Origin of the sequence: Pseudaquabacterium terrae (assembly GCF_013266755.1) — a bacterium.
Taxonomy (GTDB): domain Bacteria; phylum Pseudomonadota; class Gammaproteobacteria; order Burkholderiales; family Burkholderiaceae_C; genus Pseudaquabacterium; species Pseudaquabacterium terrae.
The window spans coordinates 883,363-907,401 of the sequence record NZ_JABRWJ010000001.1 but is presented as its reverse complement, the minus strand read 5'-3'; the positions used below and the strand labels follow the sequence as shown (position 1 = coordinate 907,401).

Below are 24,039 nucleotides of genomic sequence, written 5' to 3'. Positions count from 1 at the left end.
GCGCTGCAGTCAGATCATGGCGCCGGGCGCCGCTCCGGGCTCGACTTCTGCCCACAAGGTTTCGGCATCGATCGACAGCTCGACACTCGCGAGATGAACACCCTCGGCCGCGTCGAACGGATGCAGGATCCAGAGCCCATCATCGCCGCGCCGGTGGACATCGCAGCGTCGCGAGCGCGGATCGGCGAGCACGTACTCGCGCAGTGAAGCGAGCATTCGATAGGCGGCGAACTTGTCGCCGCGATCGTAGCCGGCAGTGCCCGGTGAAAGGACTTCGATGACCAACAGGGGCTCGGACTTGATCAGGCGATGTGCGGCATCGACCGCGGAACAGGTGACCATCACGTCCGGGTAGAAGTAGGCGTCCGCGGGCGCGACGCGCAGCTTGACGTCATTGATGTACGTGCGGCACGGCGAGCCCTGCAGATGGCCGCGCAGCGCCATCGCGAAATTGAGCGCCAAGGTCGCATGGCGATCCTCGCCGCCGGCCATCGCGTAGACCTCGCCGCGCAGGAACTCGTGACGGATCGGTTGCGATTCATCCCAAGCGAGGAATTCCTCGGCGGTCATCGGCAGCTTGACGGCAGCATGTCCCATGGTCGTGTCCAGAGCGGCGGCGGGTTGAGCCGAGTTTAGGCTGCCAATCCCGTTCGCGCCGCAGGGGCATCGACCGCGATGCATCCGATCGGCCGCAGCGGCAGTACCAGCAGGTCAGGAGGAGCGGGCCGACGAGCTCGTTCCATGTCGCCCGCTGTTCCGAGGATCACCGCCATGTCCGCTCGACTCGCCCTTCTCACGACCGCCGCCGCCACCGCCACCGCCATTTGCGCCGGCTGCACGATGATGGCCCCCGCGCCGATGCGCACCTTCGACCAGGGCGCGCTGCCCGATCCGGTCAAGGTGCCGGCGGGACACCGCGTGGCGATGGAGACGGTCGGTGTCGGCGAGATCACCTACGAGTGCCGCGCCAAGGCCAGCCAGCCGGGCGCCTTCGAATGGGTCTTCGTCGGCCCGCGCGCGGTGTTGAACGACCGTGGCGGCAAGGCGGTCGGCAGCTACTTCGGCCCGCCGGCGACCTGGGCTTCGAGCGACGGCTCGGCGATCACCGGCGCGCAGCTGGCCGTGGCGCCGGCGCTGCCCGGCAGCATCCCGCTGCAACTGGTCAAGGCCAATCCGGCGACCGGCGCCGGCGCGATGAAGGACGTCGCCTACATCCAGCGCGTCGCGACGCAGGGCGGCGTGGCGCCGGCGCGCGCCTGCGGCGCCGATGCGGTCGGCCAGCGCGAAATCGTGCGTTACCAGGCCGACTACATCTTCTGGAAGGCCGCCTGAGTTGCGCATCAGAGCAGCCGCGCGAGCCGGCGCAGAGCTTCGGTGATGCCCGCGGCGTCGATCGCGCCGTAACCGAAGCCGAGCGCCGGTGCGGCGTCCGGCCGCAGCGCATACGCGCCGAGCGGGTGCAGGCCGATGCCTTCGGCCAATGCGCGGCCGGTGAGCGCCGCCAGGTCCAGCCCCGGCGCCGCGGCCGCGGCCAGGTGCAGCCCGGCCAGCGCCGGCAGCGGCCGCAGCTGCGCGGCCAGCGGCGCCAGCCCGGTGAGCAGCGCGCGCCGGCGCGCCGCGTACTCTCGCTGCATGCGCCGCACGTGGCGCGCGAGATGGCCCTCGGCGATGAAGGCCGCGAGGATGCGCTGCTCGAGCACCGGGCCGTGGCTGTCGGCCGCTTCGCGCGCCGCGGCCAGCGGCTCGACCCAGGCCGGCGGCGCGATCACGTAGCCCAGGCGCAGGGCCGGCGCCAGGCTCTTCGAGAAGGTGCCGACGTAGAACACCGTGTCGCCGTCGCGGTCCAGCGTCTTCAGTGCATCGAGCGCGCGGCCGTCGAAGCGGAATTCGCCGTCGTAGTCGTCCTCGATGACCAGCGCGCGGTGGCGCCGCGCAAAGGCCAGCAGCGCCCGCCGCCGCGCGGCCGACATCGGCACGCCGTACGGGAACTGGTGCGACGGCGTCACGCAGATGACGCGTACGTCGCCCGATAGCCGTTCGACGACCAGTCCGTCGCCGTCGACCGGCACCGCCAGCACGCGCGCGCCGGCCGCGGCGAAGGCCTCGCGCACCGGCGGGTAGCCGGGGTCCTCCACGGCGACCACCCGCCGCCCGGCGGCGACCAGCGTGCGCGCGAGCAGGTGGAAGGCCTGCTGCGCGCCGGCGCTGACGATCACCTGCTCGCCACGCGCCGCGACCGCGCGGGCGAAGGACACGTGCTGCGCGATCGCCTCGCGCAGCGCCGGCTCGCCGGCAGCGGGGCCGCGCTCCACCGGCGCGCGCTCGAGCTCGCGCAGCGTGCGCGCGGCGAGCCGCCGCCACGGCGTATGCGGGAAGGCGCGGATGTCGGGCACGCCGAGGCGGAAGTCCAGCGGCGGCGGTGTCGCCTCGCCGGCGGCGCGCCGCGGCGGTGCCGGCTTCACCGGCATGCGTTCGGCCGGCAAGGCGCGGCGCGGGCCCGGGCCCTGGCCCGCGCCGTCCGCGACGAAGGTGCCGGCCCCGGGCCGCGCGACGAGGTAGCCCTCGGCGAGCAGGCTGTCGTAGGCCACGACCACCGTCTGCCGCGCCAGGCCGGCCTGCGCCGCCAGCGCCCGGCTGGCCGGCAAACGCAGGCCAGGCTGCAGCCGGCCGGAGAGGATGGCCGCGCGCAACTGCTGCAGCAGCGCCTGCTGGCGCCGCCGCGAACCGGGTGCCGGCAGATCGAGTGCCAGCTCCAGAAGTGGACCGGTTGTTTTCAAGAAATATGGACCTCGTGGCAGGCCATTCTGGCAGCGATGATGGTTCCCATCACCCCGCCCGGAGCCTGCCATGACCCCTGCCGACACCGCCCGCCTGCTGCTGCTCGGCGCAATGTGGGGCGCCTCGTACCTCTTCATGCGCCTGGGCGCCGGCGAATTCGGCGCGCTGCCGCTGGCGGCGTTGCGCGCGGCGCTGGCCGCGCTGCCGATGCTGGCCTGGCTGGCGGCCAGTGGTCAGCTCGATGCCTTGCGCCGGCACTGGAAGCCGATCGCATTGATCGGCCTGGCGAATTCGGCGCTGCCGTACGCCTGCTTCGGCTATGCGGCACAAAGCCTCGAGGCCGGCCTGGCATCGATCTTCGCCGCCGCGACGCCGCTGATGAGCGCATTGCTGGCCTGGGCCTGGCTCGACGAGCGGCCCGGCACGCGCCGGCTGGCGGGGCTCGTGATCGGTCTGCTCGGCGTGATCGCGCTGGCCTGGCAGCACGCCGGCGCGCGCGACGGCAGCGAAGGCACGCAGCTGGCGTTGGCGATCGGCGCCTGCCTGCTCGCGCCGCTGGCCTATGCCTTCGCCGGTTGCCTGGCGCAGCGTCGGCTGCAGGCGGTGCCGCCGCTGGCGGCGGCCACCGGCGGGCAGCTCGCCGCGGCGGTGACGCTGGCGCTGCCGGCGGCGTGGACCTGGCCGGCCCAGGCGCCGAGCGCCGGCGCCTGGGCCAGTGCCGCCGCGCTGGCGCTGGCCTGCACCGCATTCGCCTACCCGCTGTTCTTCGGCCTGATCCACCGCGCCGGCCAGGCGCGCGCGGCGACCGTCACGCTGCTGATCCCGCTGTTCGCACTGGCCTGGGGTGCGCTGTTCCTCGGCGAGCGCATCCAGCCCGACTGGCTGCTCGGCGGCGCATTGATCCTAGGGGGTACGGCGCTGGCGCTGCGTGCGGCCCGGCCGGCACCGGCGGCGGGATGTGATGCACGTCACCATGCACCCCAACGCGCCTGAGGCAGACTGCGCCCCGATCGCTGTCAGATCGGATTCAGATCAGGGGATAACATGCAAAGCACTTGGAATGGTGGTGGCCTGACGCTGGCAACGCTGATCGCCGCCGTGCTGGCCGCCGGCTGCGGCGGCGGCGACTCGGAAGTCACCCGGGAAGAACTGGTCGCCGAGGCGAAGGCGCTGCGCACGCGCGCCGTGTCGCAGGTCAACGCGGGGCCTTGCGCCGACGACAGCCAGTGCACCGGCCTGGTCTTCGGCATGCCCGAGCCCACCTGCACGCAGCACGACCAGCACACCTATTCGAAGCTGTCGCCCGGCAGCGCGGCGGCCGAGGCCACCGCGGCCGAGCAGCGCTCGACGGCGCGCGCGGCGATGGAGAAGACGCCGCTGACGCCGATCGCCTGCACGGCGCACTTCGAAGCGCCGCCGCGGCACGTGTGCGTCGCGCAGCGCTGCGAGCAGCGCGCCGGCTTGGTGCCGGGCTGACCGCATGGCCCAAGTTTTCCGGCAGCGCGCGCTCAGTGCAGCCCGGCCAGCAGCGCCGCGTTGCCGCCGGCGGCCGCGGTGTTGATCGTCAGCGTCTGCTCGCCGCAGAAGCGATAGAGGTAGTGCGGCCCGCCGGCCTTCGGGCCGGTGCCTGACAGGCCTTCGCCGCCGAAGGGCTGCACGCCGACGACCGCGCCGATCATGTTGCGGTTGACGTAGACGTTGCCGATCTTAGCCGTCGCCGCGATGCGCAGCGCGCGGCTGTCGATGCGCGTCTGGATGCCCAGCGTCAGGCCGAAGCGCAGCGCGTTGATGCGCGCGACCAGCGCGGCCACGTCGCCGCCCCAGCGCACGACGTGCAGCACCGGGCCGAAGACTTCCTCGCGCAGCTCCTCGATCGCCTTCAGCTCGAAGGCCACCGGCGCGATGTGCGTGCCGGCGAAGCGCGCGTCCATCGGGCTGCGGCCGAGCAGCGTCGCTTCGCGCTCCAGGCGCTGCACATGCCGGCTCAGGCCGGCATGCGCCTCGGCATCGATCACCGGGCCGACGTCGGTGGCGATGTCGGCGGCATCGCCGACCTTCAGCACCTGCATCGCACCGCGCAGCATCTCGATCACGCCGTCGGCGATGCTCTCGTGCACGCACAGCAGGCGCAGCGCCGAGCAGCGCTGGCCGGCCGAGCGGAAGGCGCTCTGCACGACGGCATCGATCACCTGCTCGGGCAGCGCGCTCGAATCGACGACCATAGCGTTCAGGCCGCCCGTCTCGGCGATCAGCGGCACGATGGCGCCGTCGCTCGCGGCGAGCGTGCGCTGAATGATCTTGGCGACCTGCGTCGAGCCGGTGAAGCACACGCCGGCGGTCGCTGCATGGGCCACCAGCGCCGCGCCCACCGTTTCGCCGCTGCCGTGCAGCAGCGCAACGGCATCACGCGGCAGGCCGGCCTCGTGCAGCAGCTCGATGAAGGCGGCGGCGACGGCCGGCGTCTGTTCCGCCGGCTTCGCCGCCACCGCATTGCCGGCCACCAGCGCCGCGACGACCTGGCCGGCGAAGATCGCCAGCGGGAAATTCCACGGCGAGATGCAGACGAAGATGCCGCGGCCATGCAGGCGCAGCTCGTTGCTCTCGCCGGTCGGACCGGGCAGGCGGATCGCCTCCAGTCGCTCTTCGGCCTGCTGCGCGTAATAGCGGCAGAAGTCAACGGCCTCGCGGACCTCGGCGATGCAGTCGCCCAGCGTCTTGCCGGCCTCCCTGACCAGCAGCCCGCAGCAGTCGGCCAGCCGCGCATCGAGCAGGTCGCCGGCGCGGCGGATGATCGCGGCGCGCTCGGCGACGGGCTTGGTGCTCCACGCCTCGAATCCCGTGCCCAACGTCACCATCGCACGCTGCACGTCCTCGGTCGTGGCCATCGGAATGACCGGCACGCGCGCCACACTCACCGCCTGCTGCAGCGGCAGCCGCTGCTCGGGCACGGCCAGGTCGGCGCCGCTCGAATTCGCGCGGCCCTCGCCATACAGCAGCGCCGGCAGCGGCTGGCCCGGCGCATCGGCCGCGGCCAGCGGTGAATGCAGCAACTCCTCGACGTGCACCTGCGCATCGGCCAGCTGATGCACGAAGGACGAGTTGGCGCCGTTCTCCAGCAGCCGGCGCACCAGATAGGCCAGCAGATCGCGGTGTTCACCGACCGGCGCGTAGATGCGCAGCGGCAGCGTGCTCTCGGTGGCCAGCAATTCGCGGTAGATGCCTTCGCCCATGCCGTGCAGCCGCTGCATCTCGTACTTCGCGCCGCGCTCGCGCGCCATGCCGACGATCGCCGCGATCGTGCCGGCGTTGTGCGTCGCGAACTGCGGCAGGATCAGCGCGTGGTGCTCGATCAGTCGCGCGGCGCAGGCGAGGTAGGCGATGTCGGTGTGGTGTTTGTGCGTGAACACCGGGTAGCCGGCGAGGCCGAGCTCCTGCGCGCGCTTGATCTCGCCGTCCCAGTACGCACCCTTGACGAGCCGGACCATGAACTTCAGGCCGCGCGCGCGGGCGATCGCGGCGATGGCGTCGATCATCTCGAGCGAGCGTGTCTGGTAGGCCTGGATCGCCAGGCCGAAGCCGGCCCAGCGCGGCGCGGAGGCCTGCACGTGCGCGGCCAGGCGGTCGAAGACCTCGAGCGACAGCTCGAGCCGGTCGCTCTCCTCGGCATCGATGGTCAGGTTGATGTCGGCCTGCGCGGCCAGGTCCATCAGGCCTTGCACGCGCGGCACCAGCTCGCTGATCACGCGCTCGAGCTGCGCGTCCTCATAACGCGGATGCAGCGCGGAGAGCTTGATCGAGATGCCGTCGCGCTCGGGCGGGCCGTCGCCGCCGGCCTTCGCCGACGACGCGGCGATCACATTGATCGCATTGCGGTAGCTGGCGAGGTAGCGCTGCGCATCGTGCTCGGTGCGCGCGCCTTCGCCGAGCATGTCGAACGAGAAGCGCAGCCGCGGCTGTTCCTTGCGCTGCGAGCGCGCTTCGCTCAAGGCCTCGTCGATGTTGCGGCCGAGCACGAACTGGCGGCCGAGCAGCTGGATCGCACGCACCGTCGCGGCCACCACGGTCTGCGAGCCGAGGCGTTCGAGGACGCCGGGCTTGCTGTCGCTCTCGGGCAGCATCTTCTTGGCCAGTCCGATCGCACTGGCCGACAGCGAGGCCAGCATCTTGTGTTGCGACCCCTCAGCGGCACCGCCGGAGAAATCGGCGCGGCCGAGCTGGTCGGCGGTCAGCGCGATGGCCGTCTCGGCGTCCGGCACGCGCAGCAGCGCTTCGGCCAGCCGCATCAGCGCCAGGCCCTCGGCGCTGGAGATCGGGTATTCGCGCAGCAGCGATTCCATGGCCCAGAACGGCGCCGGCTTCGAGCGCACCGCATCGACCCAGGGCCGCGCCCTCTCGATCACCGCGGGCCATTGCAGGCGGCCTTCGAGGCCTTGCAGCAGGCGGTTGATCACCTCGAGCTCGGGGCGGCAGGGGGCGGGCAGGCGGGAGGCGGCGATCGGCATGATGAAGGGCTGCAAAGCATTCCGGCGTGGAATGTGCGAAGCGTATCCGCGTGGGCGATGGATTGAATGCGGATCGCTGCCGAGGCCGCCGAAGAAAATCCAGCGGCCCCCGGCGCCACGCGGGCCCGGCCGAGTCTGCGACTAGCGGCTGCGCCGCGGCAGGGATTGCGCCTGCTCGCCGACTTCCCAGAAGATCGTCGCCATCATCTGCAGGCCCTCGCGCACCAGCGGCGCGAGCAGGTGCTCGTTCGGCGCGTGCTGCGAGCACGCCGGGTAGGAATGCGGCACCCAGACGGTCGGCAGGCCGAGGATGTCGGCGAAGACGTCGTTCGGCAGCGAGCCGCCCAGGTTCGGCAGCAGCGCCGGCTTCGCGCCGGTGGCGCGCTCGATCGCGTCGAGCGCCAGGCGCACCCAGGCGCTGTCGGGGTCGAGCCGCGTCGCGGCCATCAGCACCGGCTCGCTGACCTCGATGTCGCCGAAGCCCTGTGCCGCCAGGTGCGCGAGCACGTGCTCACGCATCCGCGGGGCGTCGGTGCCGACGACGAAACGCAGCTGCAGCGTCGCGCGCGCCTCGGGCGGGATCGCGTTGACCGGCGCGGCCGGATTGCCGCAGCCCAACGCCAGCACTTCCAGCGTGTTCCAGCCGAAGACGCGCTCGGCCGGCGTCAGCCCCGGCTCGCCCCACAGCGGATCGATCGCCGGATCGCCCGGGCTGCCGCCGACCTCGATGTCGGCCAACGCCGCGCGCACCGCGGCCGGGATCGCCGGCGGCCGCAGGCCGGGCACGCGGATGCGACCCTGGCCGTCGACGAGGCTCGTGATCGCCGCGGCCAGCACCGTGCCCGGGTTGCGCAGCAGCCCGCCCCAGTTGCCCGAGTGGTGGCCGCCGCTGCGCAGCTTGAGCGTCAGGTCGAAGTTGCCGACGCCGCGGGTGCCGAGGAAGACGGTGGGCCGCGCGGCGGTCAGGCGCGGGCCGTCGCTGGCGATCAGCGCATCGGCGGCCAGCCGCGTGCGCTGTTCGCGGCAGAAGGCATCGAGCCCGGGCGAGCCGGTCTCCTCGCCCATCTCGACCAGGAACTTGGCGTTGAAGCCGAGGCGCCCGCCGCGCGCGCCGATCACCGCGGCCAGCGCGGCGAGGTTGATGCTGTGCTGGCCCTTGTTGTCGGCGCCGCCGCGGCCGTACCAGCGCTCCGGCGTGGCCTGCGTGTCCGGCGTCAGTGCCCACGGGTCGCGGCCCTCGGCCCACTGGCCCTCGTGGCCGCGCACGACGTCGCCGTGGCCGTAGACCAGCACCGTCGGCAGCGCGGCGTCCTCGAAGCGTTCGGCGATGAGGAGAGGCGGCGCGCCGGCGACCGGGTTGTGATGCAGCTGCGATTCGAAGCCGAGCGTGCCGAGCGTGGGCGCGATCTCGTCGCTCAGGTAGCGGCGCAGCTCGTCGGCGCGCTGCGGGTTCTGGCTCTCGGTGCGAAAGGCGACGCGGCGTGCCAGGTCGGCGGCGAAGCGGCCGCTGTCGAAGGCCTCGGCGGCGCGCGCGGCGGCGGGATTCGGATTCATCGGACGACTCCGGGCGGAGGAGGGAGACCGATGATGCCAGCGTGTCTTCTAGCGCGGTCCCGTGTACTCGGCCATCGCCTGCGAGAAGTGCGCGACGGTCGGCCGGATCAGCGGCCGGTAGACCCAGCGCAGCAGCCAGCCGGGCCAGCCGGTGCCGCGTTCCTCGAGCGCGACGCGGGCGCGTGCATGCGACATGAAGCGCGGGCCGAAGGGGCGGTACGAACCGTCGTCGCGCCGGAACTCGATGCGCTTGACGTGCTTGACGCTCTTGTAGCCGTAGTGCGCCGGCGCCACCAGGCGCAGCGGCGCGCCGTGTTCGACGGGCAACGGCGCGCCGTCGAGCCGGTCGGCCAGCAGCACGTCGTCGGCCAACAGGTCCTCGAGCGGCAGCGCGGCGTGGTAGCCGTCCTGCGCGCGCAGCACGACGAGCGTGGCTGAAGCGTCGAGGCCGCGTGCCGCGAGCAGCGCATGCAGGTCGCGAAAGCGCACGCCGGACCAGTGCAGGCCCTGCCGGCTCCAGGTCGTCACGCAATGGAAGTCGCTGCGCTGCTGCTGGCGCGGCAGGCGCGACCAGGCGGCATCGTCGAGCGCCAGCGGCTCGCGCAGCGCGCCGTCGACCACGATCTCGATGCGCCGCGCCTCGCGCGGGAAACGCCGGGCCATCCCGGTTGCGCCGAAGCGCGGAAAGTGATCCAGCGCGCGCTGGCCGGGGGGCAGGGTGGTGTGCATATCGCTAACTCATGAAGGGCGCGGCCGATGATCGTGCTCAGGCGTTCCACGCGAGCTGCGCGAGGCCGAGGCCGAGCACCAGGCACAGCGGGCAGTAGAACCAGGTGTCGAAGCGGGCGAAGCGTGTCGAGCGCACGCGTTTGAACCAGCCGGCGTAGCGGGAGGGCGCGAACGCGCGCACGAGGAACACGAGCGCCAGCAGCGCGATGGCGGCGCGGGTCAGTGCCGGCGGCAGCGGCCAGCGCGTGAGCCAACCCGCCTGCGCGGCGATCAGCAGCACGATCACCATCAGCAGCGCGCCGACGAGGTGGGCTCCGACGGGCCCGGGCGTGAACACCCGCGCGCCGTTCTCGTGCTGCGGCAGTGCGGCATCGAAGCCGATGCGGCCGCCGAAGCTCCAGTAGAAGTGAAAGCCCGCCGCAAAGGCGAGGATGGCGGCACACAGCGCTGCAGTCATGAGGCGTCCGTCGAAATATACGCATGCGAATGTTATTGGCCTGCACTGCGCCCCGTCAAGTCCCCGGCCCCTAGAATCGCCGGCCTCATGGGACGCAAGCCGACGCTCAGCCGCGACGACTGGATCGACGCCGCCGCCGACTGGATCGCCGAGCACGGCGTCGGTGCGCTGGCGGTCGAGCCGCTGGCGCGTGCGCTCGGCGTCACCAAGGGCGCGTTCTACTGGCACTTCGCCAGCCGTGACGCGCTGCTGACGGCGGTGCTCGAGCGCTGGGAGGCCGAGGGCACCGAGGCGGTGATCCGTCTCGTCGACGCGATGCCCGACAGCGCGCAGCACGCGGTGCAGCTGATCCGCCTGGTGACGCGCACGGTGACCGACGAGGGGCCGACGCCGACGCGCGCGGTGCGGCTGCAGTACGCGCTGTGGTGCGCCGCCGCCGATCCGCTGGTGGCGCCGGCGGTCGAGCGGGTGACGGCGGCGCGCGTGCGCTACCTCGCACAGGTGCTCGCGCAGGCCGGCCTCGCGCCACCGGTGGCGGCCGACCGCGCCAAGCTCGGCTACGCCAGCTACGTCGGCATGGTCGTGCTGCAGGCCACGCGCGGCCAGGGCGGTGGTGCCGGGCTGAATGCGCCGGCGCTGGTCGATGTCTACCTGACGATGCTGCTGACGCCGCCGCCGGCGTGACCTGCACCGCGGGTTGGGCGCGCTGAACGCGCCCGCGCAGCGAACGCGACGCTACCGAAACGCATGAAACCGTTCGCCTGCGGGGGGCGCTGCTAGAGTGCCCGCGCATCGAGCGCCGCCTGTGGCGCGAAGCGAAGGAAAGGGCGACGACATGCTGGTGATCGTGGCGATCGTCGTGGGCGCGCTGCTCGGCGGCGCGATGGGCAACGATGGCGGCGCCGTGCTCGGCGCGCTGATCGGCTGGCTCGGCCTGCGCTCGTGGCGGCAGCAGCGGCAGCTCGACGCCTTGCAGCGGTCGATCGCGGCGCCCGCGGCGGCCGCCGCACCCGCGACGCCTTCGAACTTCGGGCCTGACGACGCGCCGACCCCGGCCGAGCCGGCACCGCACGAGAGCGCACTGCCGGCGTTCGAGACCCCGGCGGCGCTGTCGGAGGCGGCCGCGCCGACGCTGGCGGTGGAAGCCGCCCCGGCGCTGTCGGCCGAGCCGATGCCCGTCGTGACCACGGCAGCCGTGGCCAGCGAGCCGCCACCGCCGCCCCAGCCGCCGCGCCCCGATCTCTTCGCCCCGCTGCGTGCCTGGTTCTTCGGCGGCAACACCATCGTCAAGGCCGGCGTCGCGATCCTCTTCCTCGGTCTCGCCTTCCTCGCCAAGTACGCGAGCGAGCACGTCGAGCTGCCGATCGAGTTCCGCCTGGCCGGCATCGGCGCCGCGGCGATCGCGCTGCTGGTGGTCGGCTGGCGGCTGCGCACGAGCCGTCCGGGTTACGCGCAGGCGCTGCAGGGCGGCGCGATCGCGGTGCTTTACCTGACGCTGTTCGTCGCCTTCAAGTTCTACGGCGTGCTGGCGGTCGGGCCGGTGTTCGCGCTGATGGTGGTGATCGCGGCGCTCGCCGCGGCGCTGGCGGTGCTGCAGGATGCGCGCGCGCTGGCGGTGATCGGCGCGCTGGGCGGCTTCGCGACCCCGCTGCTGGTGTCGACCGGCGGCGGCAACCAGGTGGCGCTCTTCAGCTACTACCTGGTGCTCGACCTCGGCATCGCCGCGGTCGCGTGGTTCCGCACCTGGCGCGTGCTGAACCTGATCGGCTTCGTCTTCACCTTCGCCGTCGGCAGCGCCTGGGGCCTGATGCGCTACACGCCCGAGGACTACGCCAGCAGCCAGGCCTTCCTGATCGCCTACTTCCTGCTCTTCGTGCTGGTGCTGCTGCTGCCGGCGCGGCGCGCGGTCGAGAGCACGGACAAGCCCGCGCGCTGGATCAACGGCAGCCTGCTGTTCGGCCTGCCGACGGTGGCCTTTGCGCTGCAGTACGGGCTGGTGCAGGACAGCCCCTATGGCGTCGCACTGTCGGCGCTGGTGCTGGCGGGGTTCTACGTCGCGCTGGCCGCGTGGATGCGCAAGCGGCCCGGGCTCGGGTTGACCTTCGAGGCGAGCCTGGCGATCGGTACCGTCTTCCTGACGCTGGTGATCCCGTTCGCGCTCGATGCGCGCAGCACCGCCGGCGCCTGGTCGCTCGAAGGCGCCGGCCTGGTCTGGCTCGGCCTGCGCCAGCGCCGCGGCCTGCCGCGTGCCTTCGGTTATGCGCTGCTGCTGCTGGCAGGCGTGTCGATGCTGATCGGCCACGAGCACCACGGCACGCCGGCGAGCCCGTGGAATGCAGTGCTGTTCAATGCGCTGATGGCCGCCACCGGCTCACTCGTGGCCGCGTACTTCGTGCGCAAGCACACCGAGCATGCGGCAGTGCGCGAGCGCTTTGCCGAGCCGCTGCTGATCGGCTGGGCGACGCTGTGGCTGCTGTCGGCAGCGCTGCTGGAGATCGAAGGATTCGTGCCCTGGCGCTGGTCGCTCGCCGCCTGGCTGCTGACGCTGGCCGGCATCGGCGCGGTGTACACGGCGATCGGCGCGCGCTGGCGCTGGCCCGGCATCGCAGGGCCGGTGCTCGGCTTCACGCCGCTGCTGCTGCTGGCCGCGGCCGTCAGCGCCGTGACGCAGGACAACCCGCTGAACGATGGCGGCTGGCTCGGCTGGCCGGCGGCGCTGCTGGTGCATGCGCTGTCGCTGAAGCTGGCCGCGCCGCTGTGGCCGGCCGGCGGGCGCAAGCTCGCGCATGCGCTCGGCGCGCTGCTGGTCGCGGCGCTGGCCGCGCTGCTCGGCCGCGCGCTGACCTCCGACTGGGGCGACGGCGGCAGCGCCTGGCCGTGGCTGGGCTGGTTGGTCGGCCCGGCACTGCTGTTGCTGCTGCTGCCGCGGCCGGGGCACTGGTGGCCGCTGCGCGAGGAGCCGGCCGCCTACCGCAGCGTCGCGGCCGGCGTGCTGAGCCTCGGGTTGCTGCTGTGGGTGGTGCTCGCCAACATCGGCTCGACCGGCTCGGCGCGGCCGCTGCCGCACGTGCCGCTGCTCAATCCGCTCGACATCGGCATCGCGCTCGCGCTGGCCGCCGTGGCGCTGTGGGCGCGCAGCGAGGGCGCCGAGGCGCTGCGGCGCACGCAGCCGGCGGCGATGCCGGCGCTGCTCGGTGCGGTCGGCTTCCTGTGGCTCAATGCGATGCTGGTGCGCGCCTTCCACCACGGCATCGGCGTGCCGTACCGCTTCGACGCGTGGAGCGAATCGCTGCCGGTGCAGACGGGCCTGACGCTGCTGTGGAGCAGCCTCGCGCTGGCGCTGATGTGGTGGAGCGCACGGCGGGCGCAGCGCGCGCCGTGGCTGGCCGGTGCGGTGCTGCTGGGTGCGGTGGTATTGAAGCTGATGCTGGTCGATCTGTCGGGCAGCGGCACGGTGACGCGCATCGTGTCGTTCATCGGCGTCGGCCTGCTGATGCTGGTGATCGGTTATGTTGCGCCCCTGCCGTCCGGACGCAAGGATCCGGCGCCGGCAACGGAGGGAACTCATGCGGCTTGACGGGCGACTCGGGGCGTGGATGCTGATCGGTGCGTTGGCGGTGGCCGCGCGGGCCGAGGAGCCCGGGCTGCGCTACAGCGCGCCGGTCACGGTCAGCCGGCCCGGCGCGTTCGTGCAGCTGCCGCTGCCGCCGGCGGTGTACGCGCACAGCCGCGGCGGCAGCCTGGTCGATCTGCGGGTGATCGATGCCGAGGGCGCACGCGTGCCGTTTGCGCTGCTGGCGCCGCGCGCCGAGCAGTCGACCGCCACCGAGGAGCAGCGCCCGGTGGCGCTGTACCTGTTGCCCAAGGTCGCAGCCGGCGAAGCGCTGCCGCCGACGCTGGACCTGCGCATCGAGGACGGCCGGCTGCAGGTGCGCTCGCGCGGCGGCGAGCTGCCGCGGCCGACCGGCGGCGCGCCGGCGGGCTGGTTGTTCGACCTCGGCGAGCGCACGCCGGACGCCGCGCTGCCACGCAACCTGCGCCTGCGCTGGTCGGGCCCGGCCGAGTTCAACGTCGCGTACGCGCTCGATGCCAGCGACGACCTGCGGCAATGGCGCCCGGCTGGCGGCGGCCAGCTGATGGCGCTGACGGCGTCGCCCGCCGCGTCGTCGCCCGGCGCCTCGCTGACGCAGCCGCTGGTGCCGTTGCCCGCTGAAGCGGCACGCTATGTCCGGCTGCGCTGGGCCGATCCACCGGTCGCGCCGGCGATCACCGGCGCCGACGCGCTGATCGAGCAACGCAGCAGCGTGGCGCTCGACCCGCCGACGCTGCTGCGCCTGGCGCCGAGCCCGGAGCCGCCGGCGCGGGCCTCCGACCCGGCGAGCCGGCGTGCGCTGCACGTCGACCTGGGCGGCGTGCTGCCGGTGCAGCAGGTCGACCTGGCGCTGCCGCCCGGCACGCAGGTGATTCCGCTGCGCGTGCAGCAGCGCCAGCGCGCCGACGAGCCGTGGCAAGCGCTGGCGGGCGGCGTCGTCTACCGCATCGAGCGCCCGGGCAGCACCGATGGCGCGAGCAGCGTATCGCCGCCGCTGAAGCTGCACACGCAGGCGCGTTACCTGCGCCTGGTGCCCGACGAGCGCGCGCCGGCGCTCGACGCCGCGCGCACCACGGTGCTGGTGCAGGTGCAGCTGGCATCGCTGGTGTTCCCGTCGCAGGGCACGCCGCCGTATCGCTTGCTGGCCGGCACCGTCGAGACCCCCCCGGCGGCGACCGGCAAGCGGCCGCCGCCATCGCCGACACCCGAGGCACTGCCGATCGGCACGCTGGTGCCGCAGCTCGAGCAGGAGCGCGCCCGCTTCGGCCGCGCGGAAGTGGGCACCTTCATCGAGGTGCCGGAAGCCGTGCAGCGCGCCGAGGCGCAGCAGGTGCGCGAACGCTGGCGGCCACGCTTGTTGTGGGCTGTGCTGCTGGCCGGTGTCGCGGCGCTGGGTTTCATGGTCTGGCGGCTGGCGAAGCGCTGAGCGCGCTGCGCGCGCGTACGCTCGCGCCCGCTGTCCGGATTCATCGCGTTTGGCTATCGCTGCCATAGCGACGGCGTCGCGTCCGGGCCCGCCCGGGGCTGCGTAGGTCGGTCCGCTGCTCGAAACGAACGAGCGCGACCCACACAACCTACGGAGCCGACCGATGCATTTCGAACTGACTTTCCTGCGGGCACCCGCGATCGCGGGTGCCGTTGCGCTGCTGCTCGGCGCCTGCGGCGGTGGCGGCGGCTACGACGAGCCGGCCACCCCGGCCGTGCCTGCCGAGACGCTCAACGCGACCCTCACCGCCGACCAGGAAGCACCCGCCACGGTGGCTTCGGGGGCCAAGGGCAGCGCCAGCCTGTCGCTCGACCGGGCGACGCGCACGTTGAGCGCCACGGTCAGCGTCGACGGTGCGACGCCGACACTGGCGCACATCCACGTCGGCGCGGCCGGCAAGGCCGGGGCGGTGGTGCTGCCGCTCGCGCTGTCGGCCAGCGGCGCCAGCCTGGCGGCGACGGTGCTGTCGACGGCGCAGCTGCAAAGCCTCGACGCCGGCGACCTGTACCTGAACGTGCACAGCGCCGCGCATCCGGGCGGCGAGATCCGCGGCCAGATCGGGCGCGAGGTCTACAGCGCGCGGCTGAGCGGCGCGCAGGAAACCGCGCCGGTGGCGACCACGGCGCACGGCAGCGGCCGGCTGGTGCTGAACCCGGTGACACGGGCGCTGAGCGGCGAGCTCGAAGTGCATGGCCTCGCGGCCACCGCCGCGCACATCCATGCCGGCGCGGTCGGCAGCAACGGCGCGGTGGCGATCGCGCTCGTCGATCACGGCGGCCACGGCCACTTCGAGGTGCCGGCCAACACCGTGCTGACGCCGGCGCAGGTCGATGCGCTGCGCGCCGGCGGGCTGTACTTCAATGTGCACAGCGCGGCCAACCCCGGCGGCGAGGTGCGCGGCCAGATCGGCCGCACGGTGGCGATCGCCGCCGCGTCCGGCGCGCAGGAAGTGCCCTCGAATGTCTCGGCGGCAAGCGGCCGCGGCATCGTCAGCTACGACCCGGCGACGCGGCGCATCGAAGGCACGCTCACTTTGAGCGGCATGACGGCGACCATCGCGCACATCCACATGGCAGCGGCCGGCGCCAACGGCCCGGTGATCGTCGGCCTGGCCGAGACCGCTGCCGGCAGCGGCGTCTGGGCGGTGCCGGCGAACACCGTGCTGACGGCGCCGCAGGCGCAGGCGCTGCTGTCCGGCGGCCTGTACTTCAATGCACACTCGGCGGCCTTCGCCGGCGGCGAGGTGCGCGGCCAGCTGCAGCCCTGAGCGCTCAGACGCCGAGGTACTGCGCCATCGCTGCGGGGTCGGCGGCCAGCGCCGCCGACTCACCGGCCATCACGATGCGGCCCTTCTCCATCACCAGCGCGCGGTCGGTGTGCGCCAGCACCGCCTTGACGTTGCGGTCGACCACCAGCGTGCTCAGGCCGGACGCGCGGACCAGCGCGATCACGCGCCAGATCTCGGCGACGATCAAGGGCGCCAGGCCCTCGGTCGCCTCGTCGAGGATCAAGAGCTTCGGATGCGTCATCAGCGCGCGGCCGATCGCCAGCATCTGCTGCTCGCCGCCGGAGAGCTGCTGGCCGCCGTGCGACAGGCGCTCGGCCAGCCGCGGAAAGGTCGCCAGCACCCGCTCCAGCGTCCATGGTGACACGCCGTCGGCCGCCGGCCGCGCGGCCATGATGAGGTTCTCGCGCACCGACAGGTTCGGGAAGATGCCGCGGCCCTCGGGCACGTAGCCGATGCCGCGCCGCGTGATGCGCTCGGGCGGCTGGCCGGTGATGTCCTCGCCGAACCACGCCACGCGCCCGCCGCGCGGCCGCACGTAGCCCAGCAGCGTGCGGATCAGCGTGGTCTTGCCCATGCCGTTGCGGCCGAGCAGGCCGAGCGCCGCGCCGGCCGGCAGCTCGAGCGTGACGCCGCGCAGGATGTGGCTGTCGCCGAGGTAGGTGTGCAGGTCCTGGACCGCCAGCATCGGTGCAGCCACGTCAATGTTCCCCGAGGTAGGCAACCTGCACTTCGCGGTTCGCGCGGATCGCCGCCGGCGCATCGCTCGCGATCACCTGGCCGTTGACCATCACCGTGATGCGGTCGGCGATGCGGAACACCGCGTCCATGTCGTGCTCGACCAGTGCGATCGCGTGGCCGGGCTTCAGGGCAGCCAGCAGCGTGAGCATGCGCTCGGTCTCCTCGGCGCCCATGCCGGCCAGCGGCTCGTCGAGCAGCAGCACGCGCGGCCGTGTTGCCAGGCACATCGCGATCTCGAGCTGGCGCTTGGCGCCGTGGCTCAACGCGGCGGCGCGCTGCCCGGCTTGCGCGCTCAGGCCGGCGGCGGCCAGCGCCTCGTGCGCCGCCTGGCCGCTGTCTTTGCACGCTATCGCCGGCTGCCACAGGGTCCACGGGCGCGCAAAGGCGGCCTGCGCGCACAGCCGCGTGTTCTCGAAGACGCTGAACTCGCCGAAGATGGTGGTGCGCTGGTAGCTGCGGCCGATGCCGGCGGCCGCGCGCTTCGGCTGCGGCCAGGCCGTGATGTCGTGATCGTCGAGCGTGATGCGCCCGGCCGAGGGCGGCAGCTCGCCGGTCAGCAGGTTGATCAGCGTCGACTTGCCGGCGCCATTGGTGCCGATCACCGCATGCACCTCGCCGAGGCGGAAGTCGAGTGACACGTCGTTGACCGCGGCGAGGCCGCCGAAGCGGCGCGTCAGGCCGGCACAGGCCAGCACCGTGCTCACGTGTGCCTCCGCTGCAGCAGGCCGATCAAGCCCTTCGGCAGCAGCGCGACGAAGGCGATCACCGTGAAGCCGAGCGTCAGCTGCCAGCGCTCGGCCAGCGGCCCGGCCAGCGCCGGCGTCGACAACAGCTCCTTCAGCAGCACGAAGGCGACCGCGCCCAGCACCGCGCCGCGCAGGTGGCCCAGGCCACCGAGGATGATCACCAGCAGCACCTCGCCGGAGACGTGCCAGGACAGCAGCTCGGGATTGACGACGCCGTCCTTGGTGGCGGCGAGGAAACCGGCGACACCCGCCAGCGCAGCGGCGATCACGAAGGCCGCGAGCTTGTACAGCGTGGTCGGGAAGCCGGCTGCCCGCATGCGCTGCTCGTTGACGCGGATGCCGGCCAGCGCATGGCCGAAGCGTGCGCGGCGGATCAACGCCAGCAGCGCGTAGGTGGCGATCAGCAGCGTGCAGGCCAGCCAGTACAGCGTCGGCTTGTGGTCGGTGTCCAGCAGCACGCGCTCGCCGAAGGCCAGCACCGGCCGCACGTTCAGGTAGATGCCGTCGGTGCCGCCGCCGAACTTGGTGTCGTGGAAGACGAAGTAGGCCATCTGCGCGAAGGCCAGCGTGACCATGATGAAGTAGACGCCCTTGGTGCGCAGGCTCAAGGCGCCGACGAAGACCGCGTACAGCGCCGCAGAAGCGGCGGCCGCCGGCAGCAGCAGCCCGATCGCGCCGGGGCCGTCGGGCGGCGACAGCATCACCGTCGCATACGCGCCGATGCCGTAGAAGGCCGCATGGCCCAGGCTGACCAGCCCGGTCGTGCCGACCAGCAGCTCCAGGCTCAGCGCAAAGATCGCCAGCGTGACGATGCGCAGCACCAGGTCCTGCAGGTACGAGCTCAGGAACGGCTGCGCGGCCAGCAGGACCAGCGCGGCGGCGGTCGGCATCAGCCAGGACGGGATGCGCGCCATCAGTAGCCCCGCTTCATCAGGCCCTCCGGGCGCCAGACCAGCACGATCGCCATCAGCACGTACACGCCGATGCCCGACAGCTCGGCGAAGAAGACCTTGCCGAAGGTGTCGACGAAGCCGACCAGCAGCGCCGCGACCAGCGCACCGGTGATCGAGCCGATGCCGCCGATCACGACGACGACGAAGCAGATGATCAGCACGTGCGAGCCCATGCCGGGATAGACGCTGGACATCGGCGCCGCGATCATGCCGGCCAGCGCGGCCAGCGCGACGCCGCCGGCGAAGACGATGCGGTACAGCCGCGTGATGTTGATGCCCAGCCCGCGCACCATGTCGCGGTTGCTGGCGCCGGCGCGGATCATCATGCCCAGCCGCGTGCGGTTGACGACGAAGTACAGCGCCGCGCCGATGACGATGCAGGCCGCCGACGCGAAGAGCCGGTAGACCGGGTAGGTCATCAGCTCGCCGAGCGCGATGCTGCCCGAGAGCCAGTCCGGCGCCTTGACGCCGTGCACGTCGTTGCCGACCAGCAGCGAGCGGGCTTCCTCGAACACCAGGATCAGCGCCCAGGTCATCAGCACCTGCTGCAGGTGCTCACGCTGGTAGAGGTAGCTGAAGAAGGCCCATTCGAGCAGGTAGCCGAACAGCGCCGCCAGCAGCGTGCCGCAGACCAGCATCGTGACGAAGTGCTGGCCGAAGAGGGGCGACAGCGAGAACGCCAGGTAGGCGCCCAGCATGTAGAAGCTGCCGTGCGCCAGGTTGATGACGCCCATGATGCCGAAGATCAGCGTCAGCCCCGAGGCGACGAGGAACAGCAGCAGCCCGTACTGGACGGCGTTGAGGCACTGGACGGCGAAGGTGGCGAGGTCCAAGGGCGAGCGGGCCTGGTTGCAGCGGCCGCGGATTATCGGCCGCGCACCCGGCTCGAAGGGCGCGGGTCAGCCCGAGGAGCTCAGGCCACGGCGTTCAAGCCCAGCGCCCACTTCAGCTTGTTCCATGCCCGAGCGTCGAGCACCGACTGCGCGGTCACCAGCGCAGCGTCGAAGTCGGCGGTCTTCAATTGCCGCTGCAGCTGCGCGAAGCGCCAGGCGCGCTCGATCGGCGTGATCGCCGGCACCAGCCAGCGCAGCAGCAGCGCGCGGTCGGTCGGCGTCGTCGCGTCGGCGATGCGCTGCTCGATCTCCAGCAGCTGTTCGTCGCGGTAGTGCGACCACAGCAGCGGATTCAGCTCGGTTTCCTCGGCCAGCATGTGGTCGAAGCTCTCGGCGACGAAGCGCACCAGGTGCTGGTACAGGCGCAGCGCGGCCGGCGTCGTCGGCAGGTTGGCCAGCGCCTGCGCCTCGGCGTGCAACCCGTCCATGGTCTCGATCTGCTCGACGTGCTCCTCGCCGATCGCCTGCGTCGCGCCGGGCTGGCAGGCCTCGATCGCCGCGTGCACGTACTGGTTCTCGTGCGCCAGGTGCAGCCGGGCCAGGCGCAGCAGCGCATCGACCTCGTTCAGCGCGGTGGTCAGCTCGTGGCGGTCGTTGACGTCGAGCCGGCCGACGCGCGCCAGCGTCTCGGTCATGAACAGCCGCAGCGCGCGGTGCGTGGCGGTGTAGAGGTCGTAGCGCGGCTGGCGGCGCGTGCCGGGCGGCAGGGTGGCGTTCGGGTCCATCGACTTTTTGTCCTTCTGGTGGCCGGACGGGAAGTCCGGCGCATGGAAGGCAGTGTCGGGAAACGGACGCCGCGCGGCATCGGCCGAAGGAGCCATCGCCCCCTGGCGCGCAGGGCCAGGGGGTCCGGCATCAGGACTTGCAGCCGCGGCCGGGATCGGCGAGCTGCTTGACCGCCACGCCGGTCACCACGTTGTAGTGGCCCTTGGCTTCACGGATGTAGAAGTCCTGCACCGGGTTGCGCGAGGTCGAGATTGCGAACTTGCCGCGCGGGCTGCCGACGATGGTCTTCTGCATCGCCAGCTGCAGCGCGTCGCGCTTGCTGAAGTCGCCCTTCACGGCGATCAGGCCGGCGTTGAGCATCTGCGCCGCGTCGTAGCCCTGCACGGCATAGACGTCGGCATTGGCCTTGTAGGCCAGCGCATAGGCCTTGCGGAAGGACTCGTTGCGCGGCGTCTCGATGTTGTCGGCGTAGTGCAGCGCGGTGATCAGCCCTTGCGCCGAAGCACCCTGCGCTTCGAGCGTGCCGTCGGTCAGGAAGCCCGAGCCGACCAGCGGGATCGTCTTCTTCAGGCCCGCGGCGTCGTAATCCTTGACGAACTTGACCGCGCCCCCGCCGGCGAAGAAGGCGAACACGACGTCGGGCTTCTGCGCGGCAATCTCGGTCAAGAGGGCCTGGAACTCGACGTTCGGGAACGGCAGCGACAGGTCCTTGATGACCTTGCCGCCGCCCTTCTCGAAGGCCTCGGTGAAGCCCTTGACGGTCTCGTTGCCGGCGGCGTAGTTCCAGGTGATCGTCATCGCCCGCTTGTAGCCCTTGCCGGCGGCGACCACGCCGGTGGCGTAACCCGGCTGCCAGTTCGAGAACGAGCTGCGGAAGATGTTCGGCGCGCACTGCGCACCGGTGATCGCATCGGCGCCGGCGTTCGGCACGATCAGGAGCGTATTGCTCTCCTTGGCCGCGCGCGCCATCGCCAGCGCGACGCCCGAGTGCACCGTGCCGACGATCACGTCGACCGCATCGCGCTTGATCAGCTTGTTGACGTTGTCGGTGGCCTTGGACGGATCGGATTCGTCGTCGACCTTGAAGAACTGGATCTCGCGCCCGCCGAGCTTGCCGCCCTGCTCGGCGACGTGCAGCCTGAAGCCGTTTTCGATCGCGTTGCCGAGTGCCGCGAAGGTGCCGGTGTAGGGCAGCATCAGGCCGACCTTCAGCGGCGGCTGCTGCGCGTGGGCGGTGAAGGCGGCGGCCGCTGCGATGGCGGCTGCGGTTGCGGATAGAACGAGCTTGAGCGTGCGATGCATGGCGTGTCTTCCGTTCGCTTTTGGGGGAACGGCGATGATGCCCGATCACACCATCGGCAAGCCCACGTAGTTCTCCGCCAGCGCCGTCATCGCCGCGCGCGAGCTGACCAGGTACTCGAGCTCGGCCTGCTGCATGCGCGCGCCGAAGGTCCCGCCATCGGGGAAGCGGTGCATCAGCGAGGTCAGCCACCACGAGAAGCGCTCGGCCTTCCAGACGCGGTGCAGCGCGCGGTCGGAGTAGCCATCGAGACCGCTGGCGCTGCCGCGGTAGTGCTCGTCGAAGGCCTGCCAGAGGAAGCCGACGTCGCTGGCGGCCAGGTTCAGGCCCTTGGCGCCGGTCGGCGGCACGATGTGCGCGGCGTCGCCGGCGAGAAACAGGCGCCCGAAGCGCATCGGCTCGGCGACGAAGCTGCGCAGCGGCGCGATGCTCTTTTCCAGCGACGCGCCGGTGGTCAGCTCGGCGGCGGTGGCCGCGGGCAGGCGGCGCTTGAGCTCATCCCAGAACGCGTCGTCGCTCCAGCGTTCGACGCGGTCGTCGAGCGCGCACTGCAGGTAGTAGCGGCTGCGCGAATGGCTGCGCTGGCTGCACAGCGCGAAGCCGCGCTCGTGGCTGACGTAGATCAGCTCGTGGTGCAGCGGCGGCACGTCGGCCAGCAGGCCGAGCCAGCCGAACGGGTAGACGCGTTCGTGCAGCGTGATCGCCGCGACCGGTACGCTGGCGCGGCAGACGCCGTGAAAGCCGTCGCAGCCGGCGATGAAGTCGGCCTCGATGCGCTGCTCGACGCCGTCGCGCCGGTAGCTCACGTGCGGCTGCGCGCCGTCGAAGCCGTGCACCTGCACGTCCTCGGCCTCGTAGATCGTCGGCAGGCCGGCCGCGGCGCGCGCCTCCATCAGATCGCGCGTGACCTCGGTCTGGCCATAGACCATGACCCGCTTGCCGGTCAGTGCGTGCAGGTCGATGCGGTGGCGTTCGCCGCCGAAGCACAGGTCGATGCCGTCGTGCGGCAGGCCTTCGCGGTGCGCCCGCGCCGCGACGCCGGCGGCATCGAGCAGGTCGACGGTGGTCTGCTCCAGCACGCCGGCGCGGATGCGGCCGAGCACGTAGTCGGCGCTGCGCTGCTCGATGATCACGTTGGCGATGCCCGACTTCGCGAGCAGTGCGCCGAGCAGCAGCCCGGCGGGGCCGGCGCCGACGATCGCGACCTGGGTTCTCATGGGTTTGTCTCCGTGCGTCTTGATGCACCTCAAGGGTAGGCCCGCCCGGCCCGCGCCTCAATGGACGGAAAACGCGAAGACTTGCACAATTCGAACGTCATGGTCGGCCCCAAGCTCACTTCGTTCGCTGCCCCCGAGGGGCGCTCAGCGCCCTTCGGGCGGCCGGGCGGGCGCTGATGACCCGCCCGAGCCCCGCGCCCAACCTGCCGACCTACGCGCTCTATGGCGAGCATGGCCGCACACAGGCCACCGACTGGCTGCATTGCGAGACGATCCGCGAGCGCAGCCAGCGCCACGCCTGGGAGATCAAGGCGCACCGGCACGAGTCGCTCTTTCAAATTCTGCACATCCATGGCGGCCGCGCCGAGGCGCTGCTCGAAGGCGCCACCGAACGCCTCGAGGGTCCCTGCGTACTGACGGTCGCCGCGCTCGCGCCGCATGGGTTCCGCTTCGACGAGGACATCGACGGCACGGTGATCACGGTGCTCGAGCGCCACCTGGCGCAGCTGCTGTCCGGCGCCGGCACGCTGGCCGCGCGCGTGATGCGCTCGCAGACGCTGGCCTGGCAGCGGCGCTCAGCGGGCGCGAAGGCGGTGGCGGGTGCTGTCGCCGCGGTGCGCGAGGAATTCTTCGGCACCGCGCCGTGGCGAGATCTCAAGCTCGACGCCGCGCTGCTGGCGCTGGCGGTCGAGCTCGGCCGCGCCTTGCCGATGGGCGATCAAACGGCGCCCGAGGCGGCTGGCGAACGCGCACTCAGCCACGTCAAGCGCTTTCGCGCGCTGGTCGAAGCGCAATTCCGCGAGCAGCCGACGCTCAGCGCGCTGGCGCGCCAGCTCGGCATCACCCCGACGCAGCTGAACCGCGCCTGCCACCAGGTGCTCGGCCACTCGGCGCTCGGCGTGCTGCACAGCCGGTTGATGCTCGAAGCGCAGCGCGACCTGGCCTATACGACGCTCGGCATCAAGCAGATCGCGCTCGGCCTCGGCTTCAACGATGCCGGCTACTTCACGCGTTTCTTCCAGCGCGAAGCGGGGCTGACGCCGACCGCGTGGCGCGCGCAGGCGCTGCGCTAGACCAGCC

The 24,039-nt window shown here is 72.2% G+C and carries 21 protein-coding genes; 8 read left to right on the top strand and 13 right to left on the bottom strand.

Annotated elements, in window-relative coordinates:
- Positions 1-9: 9 nt before the first annotated feature.
- Positions 10-570 carry a Uma2 family endonuclease gene (locus HLB44_RS04190; RefSeq protein WP_246312029.1) on the bottom strand — a complete coding sequence of 187 codons (561 nt, stop codon included), beginning with the start codon at positions 568-570 and terminating at the stop codon, positions 10-12.
- Positions 571-771: 201 nt separating this feature from the next.
- Between HLB44_RS04190 and HLB44_RS04185 the strand changes: the two genes are divergently transcribed.
- Positions 772-1,332, top strand: coding sequence for a DUF3455 domain-containing protein (locus HLB44_RS04185; protein WP_173120861.1), 561 nt, complete (start codon positions 772-774; stop codon positions 1,330-1,332).
- An 8-nt stretch (positions 1,333-1,340) separates the two neighbouring features.
- Here HLB44_RS04185 and pdxR read toward each other — a convergent pair whose 3' ends face one another.
- Entirely contained in the window at positions 1,341-2,750 is a 1,410-nt protein-coding gene (gene pdxR, locus HLB44_RS04180) for a MocR-like pyridoxine biosynthesis transcription factor PdxR (RefSeq protein WP_246312081.1), read from the bottom strand.
- A gap of 97 nt (positions 2,751-2,847) precedes the next feature.
- Here pdxR and HLB44_RS04175 point away from each other — a divergent pair, with 97 nt between their 5' ends.
- A complete protein-coding gene (locus HLB44_RS04175) occupies positions 2,848-3,771 on the top strand; it encodes a DMT family transporter (RefSeq protein WP_173120857.1) in 924 nt (307 codons plus the stop codon).
- Positions 3,772-3,822: 51 nt separating this feature from the next.
- A complete protein-coding gene (locus HLB44_RS04170; RefSeq protein WP_173120855.1) occupies positions 3,823-4,254 on the top strand; it encodes a hypothetical protein in 432 nt (143 codons plus the stop codon).
- A gap of 32 nt (positions 4,255-4,286) precedes the next feature.
- On the opposite strand, the gene HLB44_RS04165 is transcribed toward HLB44_RS04170, so the two are convergent.
- From HLB44_RS04165 to HLB44_RS04150, 4 genes are all read right to left on the bottom strand, one after another.
- Positions 4,287-7,280, bottom strand: coding sequence for an L-glutamate gamma-semialdehyde dehydrogenase (locus HLB44_RS04165; protein WP_173120853.1), 2,994 nt, complete (start codon positions 7,278-7,280; stop codon positions 4,287-4,289).
- 141 nt (positions 7,281-7,421) lie between these two features.
- Positions 7,422-8,834: a M20 family metallopeptidase gene (locus tag HLB44_RS04160; protein ID WP_173120851.1), complete on the bottom strand. Its 1,413-nt coding sequence runs from the start codon at positions 8,832-8,834 to the stop codon at positions 7,422-7,424.
- Positions 8,835-8,882: 48 nt separating this feature from the next.
- Positions 8,883-9,563 carry a molybdopterin-dependent oxidoreductase gene (locus HLB44_RS04155; protein ID WP_173120849.1) on the bottom strand — a complete coding sequence of 227 codons (681 nt, stop codon included), beginning with the start codon at positions 9,561-9,563 and terminating at the stop codon, positions 8,883-8,885.
- 37 nt (positions 9,564-9,600) lie between these two features.
- The gene (locus HLB44_RS04150) at positions 9,601-10,020 is read right to left on the bottom strand and encodes a DUF3995 domain-containing protein (protein ID WP_173120847.1); all 420 of its coding nucleotides are present in this window, start codon (positions 10,018-10,020) and stop codon (positions 9,601-9,603) included.
- An 87-nt stretch (positions 10,021-10,107) separates the two neighbouring features.
- Between HLB44_RS04150 and HLB44_RS04145 the strand changes: the two genes are divergently transcribed.
- The 4 genes from HLB44_RS04145 (at position 10,108) to HLB44_RS04130 (ending at position 16,365) form a co-directional block, all read left to right on the top strand.
- Positions 10,108-10,704 carry a TetR/AcrR family transcriptional regulator gene (locus tag HLB44_RS04145; RefSeq protein ID WP_173120845.1) on the top strand — a complete coding sequence of 199 codons (597 nt, stop codon included), beginning with the start codon at positions 10,108-10,110 and terminating at the stop codon, positions 10,702-10,704.
- 151 nt (positions 10,705-10,855) lie between these two features.
- The gene (locus HLB44_RS04140; protein ID WP_173120843.1) at positions 10,856-13,597 is read left to right on the top strand and encodes a DUF2339 domain-containing protein; all 2,742 of its coding nucleotides are present in this window, start codon (positions 10,856-10,858) and stop codon (positions 13,595-13,597) included.
- Entirely contained in the window at positions 13,587-15,038 is a 1,452-nt protein-coding gene (locus tag HLB44_RS04135) for a DUF3999 family protein (RefSeq protein ID WP_173120841.1), read from the top strand. The genes HLB44_RS04140 and HLB44_RS04135 overlap by 11 nt, the downstream gene beginning before the upstream one ends.
- Before the next feature lie 163 nt (positions 15,039-15,201).
- Positions 15,202-16,365: a CHRD domain-containing protein gene (locus HLB44_RS04130; RefSeq protein ID WP_173120839.1), complete on the top strand. Its 1,164-nt coding sequence runs from the start codon at positions 15,202-15,204 to the stop codon at positions 16,363-16,365.
- A 4-nt stretch (positions 16,366-16,369) separates the two neighbouring features.
- Here HLB44_RS04130 and HLB44_RS04125 read toward each other — a convergent pair whose 3' ends face one another.
- The 7 genes from HLB44_RS04125 to pobA form a co-directional block, all read right to left on the bottom strand.
- Positions 16,370-17,071 carry an ABC transporter ATP-binding protein gene (locus HLB44_RS04125; RefSeq protein WP_173121331.1) on the bottom strand — a complete coding sequence of 234 codons (702 nt, stop codon included), beginning with the start codon at positions 17,069-17,071 and terminating at the stop codon, positions 16,370-16,372.
- 13 nt (positions 17,072-17,084) lie between these two features.
- Complete coding sequence (locus HLB44_RS04120; protein ID WP_173120837.1) at positions 17,085-17,828, bottom strand: ATP-binding cassette domain-containing protein; 744 nt, start codon at positions 17,826-17,828, stop codon at positions 17,085-17,087.
- The gene (locus tag HLB44_RS04115; RefSeq protein WP_173120835.1) at positions 17,825-18,784 is read right to left on the bottom strand and encodes a branched-chain amino acid ABC transporter permease; all 960 of its coding nucleotides are present in this window, start codon (positions 18,782-18,784) and stop codon (positions 17,825-17,827) included. Before HLB44_RS04115 ends, HLB44_RS04120 begins: the two co-directional genes overlap by 4 nt.
- Positions 18,784-19,656, bottom strand: coding sequence for a branched-chain amino acid ABC transporter permease (locus HLB44_RS04110; protein WP_173120833.1), 873 nt, complete (start codon positions 19,654-19,656; stop codon positions 18,784-18,786). Before HLB44_RS04110 ends, HLB44_RS04115 begins: the two co-directional genes overlap by 1 nt.
- A gap of 80 nt (positions 19,657-19,736) precedes the next feature.
- Complete coding sequence (locus HLB44_RS04105; protein WP_173120831.1) at positions 19,737-20,441, bottom strand: hemerythrin domain-containing protein; 705 nt, start codon at positions 20,439-20,441, stop codon at positions 19,737-19,739.
- A gap of 130 nt (positions 20,442-20,571) precedes the next feature.
- A complete protein-coding gene (locus tag HLB44_RS04100) occupies positions 20,572-21,744 on the bottom strand; it encodes an ABC transporter substrate-binding protein (RefSeq protein WP_173120829.1) in 1,173 nt (390 codons plus the stop codon).
- Positions 21,745-21,789: 45 nt separating this feature from the next.
- Positions 21,790-22,959: a 4-hydroxybenzoate 3-monooxygenase gene (gene pobA / locus HLB44_RS04095; RefSeq protein ID WP_173120827.1), complete on the bottom strand. Its 1,170-nt coding sequence runs from the start codon at positions 22,957-22,959 to the stop codon at positions 21,790-21,792.
- A gap of 176 nt (positions 22,960-23,135) precedes the next feature.
- Between pobA and HLB44_RS04090 the strand changes: the two genes are divergently transcribed.
- The gene (locus tag HLB44_RS04090) at positions 23,136-24,032 is read left to right on the top strand and encodes a helix-turn-helix domain-containing protein (RefSeq protein ID WP_173120825.1); all 897 of its coding nucleotides are present in this window, start codon (positions 23,136-23,138) and stop codon (positions 24,030-24,032) included.
- Positions 24,033-24,039: the final 7 nt, after the last annotated feature.